The sequence below is a fragment of the Pseudomonas sp. RIT-PI-o genome (genome assembly GCF_001297215.1).
Lineage (GTDB): Bacteria > Pseudomonadota > Gammaproteobacteria > Pseudomonadales > Pseudomonadaceae > Aquipseudomonas > Aquipseudomonas moraviensis_A.
On sequence record NZ_LHPA01000052.1, the window covers coordinates 108947 to 122412 of the forward strand.

Here is a 13466-nt window from a genome sequence, read left to right on the forward strand (position 1 = left end):
TCGGCAGCTCCTACAGGAATAAAGATCATGTTCAGGCCACCTGCGGAACAAGTTGCTGCGCGAGCAGGTGCTTGAGCAGCGCGCGGTAGGCCAGCACGCCACGGCTCTTGCCGTCGAATTGCGAAGGCGTGACACCGGCGCGACTCGCATCGCGCAGGCGGGTATCGACCGGGATGTAGCCGTGCCAGATATCGTCGGGGAATTTGTCGCGCAGCACGCGCAGGGTGCCCATCGACGCCTGCGTGCGGCGGTCGAACAGGGTCGGCACGATGCTGAACGGCAGTGGCTGTTTGCGCGAACGATTGATCATCGCCAGGGTGTTGACCATGCGCTCCAGACCTTTCACGGCCAAGTGCTCGGTCTGCACCGGGATCACCAGTTGCTGGCTCGCCGCAAGGGCGTTGACCATCAGCACGCCGAGCAACGGCGGGCTGTCGATGATCGCGTAATCGAAGTCCTGCCACAGCTGCGCCAGACTCTTGGCGATCACCAGACCCAGGCCACTCTGCCCCGGCGACTGCCGCTCAAGGGTGGCCAGCGCAGTGCTCGACGGCAGCAGGGAAATGCGTTCGTCGCTGGTCGACAGCAGCAACTGCCCCGGCAGGCCTTGCGGCACGCTGCCCTTGTGCAGGAACAGGTCGTAGTTGCTGTGTTCCAGGTTGTCGGGGTCGTAACCGAAATAGCTGGTCATCGAGCCGTGCGGGTCGAGATCGACCACAACCACGCGCTTGCCCGCCTCGGCCAGCAACCCGGCTAAAGCGATGGAGGATGTGGTTTTACCGACACCACCCTTTTGATTGGCGACTGCCCAGACTCTCATTCAGTTCGTTCCTCCCGGCCAGGTTGATTGACCGAGACATGCTTCAGCGTGTTAATGCGGGCGACGGAGAATTGACGGCACTCTCGCGTCCCGGCGTCTTGACCGGGGTCGGTGCAGTTTGTGTGCCAGCGCGCTTCAGTGCCGCGTCCGGTTGCGCATTGGCGGTTCCGGTACCGGTGAGGCTGCGGCGTACATCGAGGTTGCGCGACACCACCAGCACCACGCGACGGTTCTTCGCCCGGCCTTCGACCGTGGCGTTGTTGGCCACTGGCTGGAATTCGCCGTAGCCCACCGACGCCAGACGCCCAGGGTTGACACCCTGCATGGCGAGCATGCGCACGATGCTCGCCGAGCGTGCCGAGGACAGCTCCCAGTTGGTCGGGTACTGCGCGGTGCGGATCGGTTGATCGTCGGTAAAGCCTTCAACGTGGATCGGGTTGTCGAACGGTTTCAGGATCGCTGCGACCTTGTCGATGATGTTGAAGGCGATGTCGCTCGGCATTGCGTCGCCGCTGCCGAACAACAGGCTGGAGTTGAGTTCGATCTCGACCCACAGCTCGTTGCCGCGCACGGTCATCTGGTTGGAGCTGATCAAGTCACCGAACGCGGCGCTGATGTCATCGGCGATGCTTTTCAGCGGATCGCTGGCCCCGGCTATACCGGCGTCGACCTGCTCGGCATCCTTGACCAGCGGCTTGGCCGGGGTCACGGTCTTCGGCCGCTCGTCGCCGATCGGAATCGGTTTGAGCGAGCGATCGGAATCGGTGAACACGCCGATCAGCGCTTCGGAGATGACTTTGTACTTGCCTTCGTTGATCGACGAGATCGAGTACATCACCACGAAAAACGCGAACAGCAAAGTGATGAAATCCGCGTAGGACACGAGCCAGCGCTCGTGATTAACGTGTTCTTCCTGATGCCTGCGACGAGCCATGATCCATATCCCCCATCAATCCATGAAGCCCTGAAGCTTCAGCTCGATAGAGCGCGGGTTTTCACCTTCGGCGATCGACAGAATTCCTTCCAGCAACATTTCGCGATAACGCGACTGCCGCAACGCGATGGACTTGAGCTTGGCGGCCACCGGCAAGAGGATCAGGTTGGCACTGGCCACGCCGTAGATCGTCGCGACGAAAGCCACCGCGATGCCGTTACCCAGTTGCGACGGATCGGCGAGGTTGCCCATCACATGGATGAGGCCCATCACCGCACCGATGATGCCGATGGTCGGCGCGTAGCCGCCCATGCTTTCGAAGACCTTGGCTGCTTCGATATCACGGGATTCCTGGGTGTAGAAATCCACTTCGAGAATGCTCCGGATCGCTTCCGGCTCGGCGCCATCGACCAGCAGTTGCAGGCCCTTGCGCGAGTAGCTGTCGGGTTCGGCGTCGGCCACGCCTTCGAGACCGAGCAAGCCTTCCTTGCGCGCCGTCAGGCTCCAATTGACCACGCGGTCGATGCCGCCGGCCAGGTCGACACGCGGCGGGAAGAAGATCCAGGCGAGAATCTGCATCGCGCGCTTGAACGCGCTCATCGGCGATTGCAGCAGCGCGGCGCCGACGGTGCCGCCCAGCACGATCAGCGCCGCAGGGCCGTTGGCCAGCGCGCCGAGGTGACCGCCTTCAAGGTAGTTGCCGCCGATGATGGCGACGAACGCCATGATGAGGCCGATAAGGCTGAGAACATCCATCAGATACACGCCTCGACGATGTGCTTGCCGATATCGTCCAGACCGTACACGGCGTCAGCCAGATCGGCTTTGACGATGGCCATCGGCATGCCGTAGATCACGCAGCTTGCCTCATCTTGCGCCCACACCGAGCTGCCGCCCTGCTTGAGCAGACGCGCGCCTTCGCGACCGTCGGCGCCCATGCCGGTGAGGACCACTGCCAGAACTTTGTCGCCGTAGGATTTCGCCGCCGAACCGAAGGTAATGTCCACGCACGGCTTGTAGTTCAGACGCTCGTCACCCGGCAGAATCTTCACCGCGCCACGGCCGTCGATCATCATTTGCTTGCCACCCGGCGCCAGCAGCGCCAGGCCCGGACGCAGGATGTCGCCATCCTCGGCTTCCTTGACGCTGATGCGGCAGAGCTTGTCGAGACGTTCGGCAAAGGCCTTGGTGAACGCTGCCGGCATGTGCTGGATCAGCACGATCGGCGCCGGGAAGTTTGCCGGCAGTTGCGTCAGTACACGTTGCAGCGCAACCGGGCCGCCCGTCGAGGTGCCGATGGCAACCAGTTTGTAGGCTTTGCGTTTCGGGGCCGACGACGAAGCGCTGGCAGCGGATGCACGAGCAGGCGCTGGCGCCGGACGCGCCGGCACAGGGCTGCTGTGGCTGCTGTAGCTCGACGCTGCCGGGGCAGGCGTCGGCGCTGGCGCAGCGGCGGGGGCCGGCGCGCTGTAGGCACTGAAACGACGATTGCTGCGCGAAATGCTGTGGACTTTTTCGCACAGCAACTGCTTGACCTTCTCGGGGTTGCGCGAGATGTCTTCGAAATTCTTCGGCAGGAAATCCACCGCGCCGGCGTCCAGCGCATCCAGGGTCACCCGGGCGCCTTCGTGCGTCAGCGAGGAGAACATCAACACCGGGGTCGGGCAGCGCTGCATGATGTGCCGCACCGCCGTGATGCCGTCCATCATCGGCATCTCGTAGTCCATGGTGATCACGTCAGGCTTGAGGGCCATGGCCTGATCGATCGCCTCTTTACCGTTGGTGGCCGTGCCGACCACCTGGATGCTCGGATCCGCCGAAAGAATTTCCGAGACGCGGCGGCGGAAAAAACCCGAATCGTCCACCACCAGGACTTTGACTGCCATAAACACTCCATTAGGTGCAGCGGCGCGTCATCGCGCCGCCGTCCCGGATTCAAATACGCTTTGTGGCGTAACGCTTGAGCATGCTTGGAACATCGAGAATCAGCGCAATGCGGCCGTCACCGGTGATGGTGGCGCCGGACATGCCCGGAGTGCCCTGGAGCATTTTGCCCAATGGCTTGATGACCACTTCTTCCTGGCCGACCAGTTGATCGACGACGAAGCCGATCCGCTGAGTGCCCACCGAAAGAATCACCACATGGCCTTCGCGCTGCTCTTCGTGAGCGGCGGAGCTGACCAGCCAGCGCTTGAGGTAGAACAATGGCAGCGCCTTGTCGCGCACGATCACCACTTCCTGACCGTCGACGACATTGGTGGTCGACAGGTCGAGGTGGAAGATTTCGTTGACGTTGACCAGCGGGAACGCGAACGCCTGATTGCCGAGCATGACCATCAGCGTCGGCATGATCGCCAGCGTCAGCGGCACCTTGATGACGATCTTCGAGCCCTGGCCCTTGGTCGAGTAGATGTTGATCGAACCATTGAGCTGGGAAATCTTGGTCTTCACCACGTCCATGCCGACACCACGGCCGGACACGTCGGAGATCTCGGTCTTGGTCGAGAAACCCGGGGCGAAAATCAGGTTGTAGCACTCGGTATCGCTCAGGCGATCGGCTGCGTCCTTGTCCATCACACCGCGTTTTACCGCGATCGAACGCAGGACGTTCGGGTCCATGCCTTTGCCGTCGTCGGAGATCGACAGGAGGATGTGGTCGCCTTCCTGCTCGGCCGCCAGCACCACGCGACCGCCACGGGCCTTGCCCGACGCTTCACGTTCTTCCGGCGACTCGATGCCGTGGTCGACAGCGTTGCGCACCAAGTGGACCAGCGGGTCGGCCAGAGCCTCAACAAGGTTTTTGTCGAGGTCGGTTTCTTCACCCACCAGTTCCAGGTTGATCTCTTTCTTCAGTTGCCGCGCGAGGTCGCGAACCAGACGCGGGAAGCGCCCGAAGACCTTCTTGATCGGCTGCATGCGCGTCTTCATCACGGCGGTCTGCAGGTCAGCGGTGACCACGTCGAGGTTCGACACGGCCTTGGACATGGCTTCGTCGCCGCTGTTGAGACCCAGGCGCACCAGACGGTTACGCACCAGCACCAGCTCGCCGACCATGTTCATGATCTCGTCGAGCCGCGCGGTGTCGACGCGCACGGTGGTTTCTGCTTCGCTGGCGGGTTTTTCTGCCGGTGCAGCGGCTGGCGCGCGGGCCGGAGCCGGAGCAGCAGCGGCGGCCGGTTTCGGCGCCTCGGCTTTCGGTTCAGGCTTGGCCGCAGGCTTCGGCGCAGCAGCGGCAGCCGGAGTTTTCGCGGCTGGCGTGGCGACGCTTGATGCGGAGCCGGCAGTCGCCGCGGCGGCGTCAAACTTGCCTTTGCCGTGCAATTCGTCGAGCAGCGATTCGAATTCGTGATCGCTGATCAGGTCGCTACCGGCCGCAGCGGCGGCCGGTGCAGCAGGGGCTGCCGGCGCTGAAGCAATCGCCGATTCCAGCGCGTCAACGGCGAAGTTGCCCTTGCCGTGCAACTGATCGAGCAGCGCTTCGAATTCGTCGTCGGTGATGTCCGAGCTGTCGCCCGCAGCAGGCGCGGCCGGAGCCGCTGCTGCTGGCGCCGGAGCGACTGCATCGACAGCGAACTGGCCTTTGCCGTGCAGTTGATCGAGCAGCGATTCAAATTCGGCGTCGGTGATTTCATCGCTGGCCGCCGTGTCGGCAACCGGCGCGGATGCCACAGGAGCGGCCGGGGCCTCGGCTTGCGCCTTGACGGCATTCAGCGAGTCCAGCAGTTGTTCGAATTCGTTGTCGGTAATGTCTTCCGATGCGCTTTCGGCGACCGGCTCTTCGACCACTTCCACCGGTGCGGCCACGGCTTCATCCGCCGATTGCGGCTCGGCCAGACGCGCCAGCGCGGCCAGCAGTTCCGGGGTGGCGGCGGTGATCGGTGCGCGCTCACGGACTTCGCTGAACATGCTGTTCACCGCGTCCAGTGCTTCGAGCACAACGTCCATCAGTTCTGCATCAACGCGACGCTCACCCTTACGGAGGATGTCGAACACGTTTTCGGCGATGTGACAGCACTCCACCAGCTCATTGAGCTGAAGGAAGCCGGCGCCCCCTTTTACAGTGTGGAAACCGCGAAAAATTGCATTGAGCAGATCTGCATCATCCGGGCGGCTTTCCAGCTCGACCAGTTGTTCGGACAGTTGCTCAAGAATCTCGCCGGCCTCAACCAGGAAATCCTGAAGGATCTCTTCATCGGCGCCGAAGCTCATTAATGGGGTGCTCCTAACAGGTCTAAAAACCTAACTTCAAAATCCAAGGCTGGATAGCAAATCGTCCACATCGTCCTGACCGGACACAACGTCTTCTCGTTTATCGGCATGAATCTGCGGACCTTCACCCTGCGAGAGATGTTTTTGTGGATCTTTTTCGGCGAGCATTGCGGCGCGGTCATGTTCGATGCCCGCGAAGCGGTCGACCTGACTGGCCATGAGCACGAGTTTGAGCAGATTGCTTTCGACTTCGGTGACCAGTTGGGTCACGCGCTTGATCACCTGACCGGTGAGGTCCTGGTAATCCTGAGCCAGCAGGATGTCGTTGAGGTTGCTCGACACCGCACGGTTGTCCGTGCTGCTGCGTGACAGAAAACCGTCGACCCGGCGCGCCAGTTCGCGGAACTCTTCAGCCCCGACCTCGCGACGCATGAAGCGACCCCAATCGGCACTCAACGTCTGCGCTTCATCAGCCAGACTGTTGACCACCGGCGTGGCGCTTTCCACCAGATCCATGGTGCGGTTGGCCGCGGCTTCCGTCAGCTTGACCACGTAGCCCAGGCGTTCGGTCGCGTCGGTGATTTGCGACACTTCCTCGGCCTGCGGCATGTGCGGATCGATCTGGAAATTGACGATCGCACTGTGCAGTTCACGTGTGAGCTTGCCCACTTCCTGATACAGGCCGCGGTCACGGGTCTGATTGAGCTCATGGATCAGTTGCACCGCGTCGCCGAACCTGCCTTTTTCAAGGCTTTCGACCAGTTCGACCGCGTGTTTTTTCAGGGTCGATTCGAAATCGCCCTGTGAAGATTCGTTATGCTCCATAGCTCCCCCGCGCATTCATCAGCCGATGCGTTCGAAAATCTTCTCGATTTTGTCTTTCAACGCTTGAGCCGTGAAAGGTTTGACCACGTAACCGTTCACACCGGCCTGGGCGGCCTCGATGATCTGCTCGCGCTTGGCTTCGGCAGTCACCATCAACACCGGGAGGTGCTTGAGTTTTTCATCGGCACGCACGTGGCGCAGCAGGTCGATACCGGTCATGCCCGGCATGTTCCAGTCCGTTACCAGAAAGTCGATGCTGCCGCTGTTGAGCACCGGAATGGCAGTGGTGCCATCGTCGGCCTCGACGGTGTTGGTGAACCCAAGATCGCGCAGCAGGTTCTTGATGATCCGCCGCATCGTTGAGAAGTCATCAACGATGAGGATTTTCATGTCTTTGTTCAATTCGACCTCCAAGCAGTCTTAAACGCGCCCAGCACCTGGACGCGCCACTTCAATCAATCGGCGCAGCACTTAAAGTTTGTCTGGAGCACAACGGATCGAGACCGGCGCCGTTCATCACTGCACCAGCCTCGTTTCGCAGTGTCCCCACACTGCCTTCAGCGCGCTCGCCACTCCCCCAAACGCCCCCGCAAACGGGCCGCGCACTGGCTGTGTAACTGGCTGACCCGCGATTCACTCACGCCAAGGACCTCACCGATTTCCTTGAGGTTCAGCTCTTCGTCGTAGTACAGCGCCAACACCAGTCGCTCACGCTCCGGCAAATTGGCAATCGCGTCCGCCAGCGCCGCCTGGAAGCGTTCATCTTCCAGATCGCGTGACGGCTCCATATGCGCACTGGCGCCATCCTCGTGCAGCCCTTCGTGTTCGCCGTCCTGCAACAGGTCGTCGAAACTGAACAGGCGACTGCCCAAGGTGTCATTCAGAATCCCGTAGTAATCATCGAGACTCAATTGGAGTTCGGCCGCAACCTCGTGATCTTTAGCGTCACGGCCGGTTTTAGCTTCAATCGAGCGAATCGCGTCGCTGACCATCCGGGTATTGCGGTGAACCGAGCGTGGCGCCCAGTCCCCTTTGCGCACTTCATCGAGCATCGCGCCGCGGATTCGAATGCCCGCGTACGTTTCGAAACTGGCGCCTTTGCTGGCGTCGTATTTGGTCGACACTTCGAGCAAACCGATCATCCCGGCCTGGATCAGGTCTTCGACCTGCACGCTGGCCGGCAGGCGTGCCAGCAAGTGATAGGCAATGCGCTTGACCAGTGGCGCGTAGCGCTCGATCAATTCGTATTGCGCGTCACGCGCCGACTTTTTGTAAAGATTCATGCCACTGGCGGTCATATCACAGGCCCTGCGGTTTGCTGCACGAGACGCTCGACGAAAAATTCCAGATGACCGCGCGGGTTGGCGGGCAGCGGCCAGGTGTCGACCTTCTGGGCGATGGCCTTGAAGGCCAGCGCGCACTTGGAACGGGGAAAGGCTTCGTAGACGGCGCGCTGCTTCTGCACCGCCTTGCGCACGCTTTCGTCATACGGCACGGCGCCGACGTATTGTAGGGCGACGTCGAGGAAGCGATCCGTGACCTTGGTCAACTTGGCGAACAGGTTGCGCCCTTCCTGCGGGCTCTGCGCCATGTTGGCCAGCACGCGGAAGCGGTTCATGCCGTAGTCGCGATTGAGCAACTTGATCAGCGCGTAAGCGTCGGTGATCGAAGTCGGCTCGTCGCAGACCACCAGCAACACCTCTTGCGCGGCGCGAACGAAACTGACTACCGAGTCACCAATACCCGCAGCGGTGTCGATCACCAGCACGTCGAGATTGTCGCCGATGTCGCTGAACGCCTGGATCAGGCCGGCGTGTTGCGCCGGGCTCAGGTGCACCATGCTCTGCGTGCCGGAGGCCGCCGGCACGATGCGAATCCCGCCCGGGCCCTGCAACAGCACGTCGCGCAGTTCGCAACGGCCTTCGATAACGTCAGCCAGTGTGCGCTTGGGCGTCAGCCCCAGCAGAACGTCGACGTTGGCCAGGCCCAGGTCGGCGTCCAGCAGCATGACCCGACGGCCAAGCTCTGCCAGCGCCAGCGACAAGTTCACTGACACGTTAGTCTTGCCGACGCCACCTTTGCCGCCGGTCACCGCGATCACCTGTACGGGATGCATGCTGCCCATGTTATTTCTTTACCTTGTCTTGCATAGACGGAGGCCACATTACTGGCTGCGCGTTCCCGATCGGAACAATGCGTGGCAGACCATCGATGTAGGTACAAAAACTGTTCATGATTACCTCAGCCAACCTGCTTGGTCGGGCTGTGATAGATATCAGCGAACATGTCAGCCATGGCTTCTTCGCTGGGTTCTTCCTGCATTTGCACGCTGACGGCGCGGCTGACCAGTTGATGACGGCGCGGCAGATGCAGATCATCCGGAATCCGTGGGCCATCGGTCAGGTACGCGACCGGCAATTCATGACTGATCGCCAGGCTCAACACTTCGCCGAGACTGGCCGTTTCATCCAGTTTAGTCAGGATGCAACCGGCCAGCCCGCAACGCTTGTAACTGTGATAAGCGGCGGTTAGAACCTGTTTCTGGCTGGTGGTTGCCAGCACCAGATAATTTTTCGAGCGAATGCCACGCCCGGCCAGGCTCTCAAGTTGCATGCGCAACGCCGGATCACTGGCTTGCAGCCCGGCAGTATCGATCAAAACCACGCGTTTGCGTAGCAGTGGATCCAATGCCTGGACCAGCGACTGGCCCGGATCGACGTGGGTCACCGGCACGTTGAGAATGCGCCCGAGGGTTTTCAGTTGTTCCTGCGCGCCGATGCGGAAGCTGTCCATGCTCACCAGCGCAACGTTCTGCGCGCCGTACTTGAGCACATAACGCGCGGCAAGCTTGGCCAGCGTGGTGGTCTTGCCCATGCCGGCCGGGCCGACCATGGCAATCACACCGCCCTCTTCCAGCGGCTCGACTTCCGGTACGGCGATCATCCGCGCCAGATGCGCGAGCAGCATGCGCCAGGCTTGACGCGGCTCTTCGATATCGGTGATCAGCGCCAACAGATCGCGCGACAGCGGGCCCGACAGGCCGATGCGCTGCAGACGGCGATACAGATTGGCCTGAGCCGGACGGCTGCCTTGCAGCTGATTCCAGGCCAGGGTGCCGAGCTGCACTTCCATCAGCTCGCGCAGGCTGTTCAATTCAAAACGCATCGAATCCAGTGCTCGCGGATCGACACCCGCCGAGGCCTGCGCAGGCGCTGCGGCCGGACGCGCCGGGGCAGCGTAGGTTGGCTCGCTCAGCGGCTCGGCAGCGGTCAGCGGCAGGCCTGCGGTCAATGGCAGCCCGGCGAACAATTGCTGATTGGTGTTGCCGTCGGCTTCGCCACGCAGGCTCAGTTCGGCCTGGGCGGTGACGATGCGCGACTGGGTCTTGCGCAGTTCGTCTTCGAGCTCCATGTTCGGAACCCGCGGCGCCAGCGCCGACAACTTGTAATCCAGTGCCGCCGTCAACTCGACGCCGCCGGCGATGCGGCGGTTGCCGATGATGGCGGCATCAGCGCCCAGCTCATCGCGAACCAGCTTCATGGCCTGACGCATATCGGCGGCGAAAAAACGCTTAACTTGCATAAACCACTACCTCAGCCGTTGGGCCCTACTGTCGCAACGATGGTCACTTGCTTGTTGTCCGGTACTTCCTGGTAGGCCAGCACATGCAGCCCAGGGACTGCGAGGCGGCCAAAGCGCGAGAGCATCGCGCGAATCGGGCCTGCTACCAGCAAGATCACCGGTTGGCCTTGCATTTCCTGCCGCTGGGCCGCTTCGATCAACGAACGTTGCAGCTTCTCGGCCATGCTTGGCTCCAGCAGAACGCCCTCTTCCGAGCCTTGTCCTGCCTTCTGCAGACTATTGAGCAATATCTGTTCCAACCTTGGTTCCAATGTGATCACAGGCAGCTCGGACTCAGTGCCTACAATGCTTTGGACGATGGCGCGGGATACGCCGACCCGCACAGCGGCGACCAGAGCGGCGGTATCTTGACTCTTGGCGGCGTTGTTAGCGATCGCTTCGGCGATGCTGCGAATGTCGCGCACCGGCACGTGTTCGGCGAGCAGCGCTTGCAGGACCTTGAGCAACTGCGACAGCGAAACCACGCCCGGCACCAGCTCTTCAGCCAGTTTCGGCGAGCTCTTGGCCAGCAATTGCATGAGTTGCTGCACTTCTTCGTGGCCGATCAACTCGCTGGAGTGCTTGTACAGAATCTGGTTCAAGTGCGTGGCGACCACGGTGCTGGCGTCAACCACGGTGTAGCCGAGCGATTGCGCCTGGGCGCGCTGGCTGATTTCGATCCACACCGCCTCGAGGCCGAAAGCCGGATCTTTGGCGTTGATACCGTTGAGCGAGCCGTAGACCTGGCCGGGGTTGATCGCCAGTTCGCGATCCGGGTAGATCTCGGCCTCGGCGAGAATCACGCCCATCAGGGTCAGGCGGTAAGCGCTCGGCGCCAGATCGAGGTTGTCGCGGATGTGCACGGTCGGCATCAGGAAGCCCAGGTCCTGCGAGAGCTTCTTGCGCACGCCCTTGATCCGCGCGAGCAATTGCCCACCCTGATTGCGGTCCACCAACGGGATCAGGCGATAGCCGACTTCCAGACCGATCATGTCGATCGGCGTGACGTCGTCCCAGCCCAGTTCTTTGGTTTCCATGGCGCGAGCCGGCGACGGCAGCAGCTCCTGCTGACGCTTGACCTCTTCCAGCGCCACGACCTTGGCGACGTTCTGCTTCTTCCAGAACAGGTACGCGCCGCCCGCGGCCAGCGCTGCCATGGTCAGGAAGGAGAAGTGCGGCATGCCCGGCACCAGGCCCATCACCGCCATCAAACCAGCGGCTACGGCCAGCGCTTTCGGCGAAGCGAACATCTGGCGGTTGATCTGCTTGCCCATGTCTTCCGAGCCGGAAGCACGGGTCACCATGATCGCCGCCGCTGTCGATAACAACAGTGATGGCAATTGCGCCACCAAACCGTCACCGATGGTCAACAACGCGTAAACCCGGCCGGCGTCGCCAAAGCTCATGCCGTGTTGGAAGATACCAACGGCCATGCCGCCGATGAGGTTGATGAACAGGATCAGCAAACCGGCGATGGCGTCACCGCGGACGAACTTGCTGGCACCGTCCATCGAGCCGTAGAACTCCGCCTCCTGGGCAACTTCCTGACGGCGCGCCTTGGCCTGGTTCTGGTCGATCAGGCCGGCGTTGAGGTCGGCGTCGATCGCCATTTGTTTGCCGGGCATCGCATCGAGGGTGAAACGCGCGCTCACCTCGGAAATCCGCCCTGCACCCTTGGTTACCACGACGAAGTTGATGATCATCAGGATCGCGAAGACCACGATACCGACCACGTAGTTACCGCCGATCACCACCTCACCGAAGGCCTGAATCACCTTACCGGCCGCGGCGTGGCCGTCCTGACCGTGGAGCATCACCACCCGCGTCGAGGCCACGTTCAACGCCAGCCGCAGCAGCGTCGCCACCAGCAGAATGGTCGGGAACACCGCGAAATCCAGCGGGCGCAGCGCATACACGCAGACCAGCAGGACGACGATCGACAGGGCAATGTTGAAGGTAAAGAAGACGTCGAGCAGGAACGGCGGCACCGGCAACATCATCATCGCCAGCATGACCAGCAGCAACAACGGCACGCCCAGATTGCCTCGACTGAGGTCGGCAACGTTGGTGCGTGCTGTATTGAATAACTGAGTGCGATCCACCGGTTTTCCCCGTTCCTTTAAAGCAAACTTTTGACGCCCCGAACGGGCGCAGGGCGGCTACTGCAAGAAGCTTTCCAACTTTCGCGATTGATTGAAACAGACAGGGTGGTGAACGCGACCACTGTAGGAGTGAGCCTGCTCGCGATGAGGACTTTTCAGTCAATGCATTTACATCAGAAAGACCGCTATCGCGAGCAGGCTCACTCCTGCAGGGGACCGCATTCCAGATGTCAGATTGAAATGCCTTCCAGACTGTGGGAGCGAGCCTGCTCGCGAAGGGGCCAGTGAAATCAGCACAAAGTGCCCTTTAAACCGAGGAGTTCAAAAGACACTTCAGGACACGCCTTTGAGGCTACAAATCCTTGGCGCCATTGCCTACAGCCAAGCCAGAATCCGCCGGCTTGTGCGCCTTGGGGGCGGGTTCTATTGTTGTCCGGTCGCTGACCAATCAGCGATCGGGTCTCGCAGCCCGTCGATCTCTGGACGCACAACACCCGTTTTTTTATGGCGGCTGTACGTGGGAGACCTTCGGGTCTGCCGGTTCTAGAGTCCCGGTCTGCGACCCGCGTATAGCTGCCCCTCGACCACTACCTCTACCCACCCGGCTCCACGCAACCACCGTTAAGCCTCTGGTCTATGGACGTCGTTACCGCTGATAAGGCGCTTGCAACTGACGATGCTTTTTCGGGCGAGGCGTCCGCGAAGGTGACCGCTCGTCGGATATCACCGCACACCTGTCAAGTCTGACAGGTGTGCATTCACGCCAAGTCGCGTTAACTCGTTCCGTCACTTCCCGTCGGAGCCGTCTCCATGTCCAGCCCCCAAAAGCCCCTGCTACTCGCAGAACTCGGCATCCCTGGTCGCAGCAAGGACCCGGTGTCGAAGGATCCCGATGTCTGGGGTATCAACATCGCCGCCGCGCTGGACAACTTTCCGTATCACGGCCTGCGGTGCG

General features: G+C 61.4%; 11 protein-coding genes. All 11 read right to left on the reverse strand.

Features of this window, described 5'->3' with window-relative positions; translation table 11 throughout:
• Positions 1–31: 31 nt before the first annotated feature.
• The gene (locus AEQ63_RS26920) at positions 32–820 is read right to left on the reverse strand and encodes a ParA family protein (protein ID WP_064365464.1); all 789 of its coding nucleotides are present in this window, start codon (positions 818–820) and stop codon (positions 32–34) included.
• Positions 821–863: 43 nt separating this feature from the next.
• Positions 864–1757 (reverse strand): flagellar motor protein MotD, encoded by an 894-nt coding sequence (gene motD, locus AEQ63_RS26925; RefSeq protein WP_371919904.1) that lies wholly within the window; start codon positions 1755–1757, stop codon positions 864–866.
• 12 nt (positions 1758–1769) lie between these two features.
• Complete coding sequence (locus AEQ63_RS26930) at positions 1770–2510, reverse strand: flagellar motor protein (protein WP_039763601.1); 741 nt, start codon at positions 2508–2510, stop codon at positions 1770–1772.
• Positions 2510–3640, reverse strand: a complete 1131-nt coding sequence (locus AEQ63_RS26935; RefSeq protein WP_064365465.1) for a protein-glutamate methylesterase/protein-glutamine glutaminase — start codon at positions 3638–3640, stop codon at positions 2510–2512. Before AEQ63_RS26935 ends, AEQ63_RS26930 begins: the two co-directional genes overlap by 1 nt.
• A 49-nt stretch (positions 3641–3689) precedes the next feature.
• Positions 3690–5963, reverse strand: coding sequence for a chemotaxis protein CheA (locus AEQ63_RS26940; RefSeq protein ID WP_064365466.1), 2274 nt, complete (start codon positions 5961–5963; stop codon positions 3690–3692).
• Positions 5964–5999: 36 nt separating this feature from the next.
• Positions 6000–6788 carry a protein phosphatase CheZ gene (locus AEQ63_RS26945; protein ID WP_042607546.1) on the reverse strand — a complete coding sequence of 263 codons (789 nt, stop codon included), beginning with the start codon at positions 6786–6788 and terminating at the stop codon, positions 6000–6002.
• Positions 6789–6806: 18 nt separating this feature from the next.
• Positions 6807–7178, reverse strand: coding sequence for a chemotaxis response regulator CheY (locus AEQ63_RS26950; protein WP_024012118.1), 372 nt, complete (start codon positions 7176–7178; stop codon positions 6807–6809).
• 167 nt (positions 7179–7345) lie between these two features.
• Positions 7346–8086, reverse strand: coding sequence for an RNA polymerase sigma factor FliA (gene fliA / locus AEQ63_RS26955; protein ID WP_016771059.1), 741 nt, complete (start codon positions 8084–8086; stop codon positions 7346–7348).
• Positions 8083–8913 (reverse strand): flagellar synthesis regulator FleN, encoded by an 831-nt coding sequence (gene fleN, locus AEQ63_RS26960; RefSeq protein WP_016771060.1) that lies wholly within the window; start codon positions 8911–8913, stop codon positions 8083–8085. Before fleN ends, fliA begins: the two co-directional genes overlap by 4 nt.
• Before the next feature lie 116 nt (positions 8914–9029).
• Positions 9030–10370, reverse strand: coding sequence for a flagellar biosynthesis protein FlhF (gene flhF, locus AEQ63_RS26965; RefSeq protein ID WP_042607545.1), 1341 nt, complete (start codon positions 10368–10370; stop codon positions 9030–9032).
• 11 nt (positions 10371–10381) lie between these two features.
• The gene (flhA, locus tag AEQ63_RS26970) at positions 10382–12511 is read right to left on the reverse strand and encodes a flagellar biosynthesis protein FlhA (protein ID WP_064365467.1); all 2130 of its coding nucleotides are present in this window, start codon (positions 12509–12511) and stop codon (positions 10382–10384) included.
• Between the last annotated feature and the right edge of the window lie 955 nt (positions 12512–13466).

Coding starts and splice junctions, on each gene's coding strand:
- AEQ63_RS26950 (WP_024012118.1), bottom strand. CDS start 7,178: ATGAAAATCCTCATCGTTGATGACTTCTCAACGATGCGGCGGATCATC.
- AEQ63_RS26940 (WP_064365466.1), bottom strand. CDS start 5,963: ATGAGCTTCGGCGCCGATGAAGAGATCCTTCAGGATTTCCTGGTTGAG.
- fleN (WP_016771060.1), bottom strand. CDS start 8,913: ATGGGCAGCATGCATCCCGTACAGGTGATCGCGGTGACCGGCGGCAAA.
- AEQ63_RS26930 (WP_039763601.1), bottom strand. CDS start 2,510: ATGGATGTTCTCAGCCTTATCGGCCTCATCATGGCGTTCGTCGCCATC.
- flhF (WP_042607545.1), bottom strand. CDS start 10,370: ATGCAAGTTAAGCGTTTTTTCGCCGCCGATATGCGTCAGGCCATGAAG.
- AEQ63_RS26920 (WP_064365464.1), bottom strand. CDS start 820: ATGAGAGTCTGGGCAGTCGCCAATCAAAAGGGTGGTGTCGGTAAAACC.
- AEQ63_RS26935 (WP_064365465.1), bottom strand. CDS start 3,640: ATGGCAGTCAAAGTCCTGGTGGTGGACGATTCGGGTTTTTTCCGCCGC.
- fliA (WP_016771059.1), bottom strand. CDS start 8,086: ATGACCGCCAGTGGCATGAATCTTTACAAAAAGTCGGCGCGTGACGCG.
- AEQ63_RS26945 (WP_042607546.1), bottom strand. CDS start 6,788: ATGGAGCATAACGAATCTTCACAGGGCGATTTCGAATCGACCCTGAAA.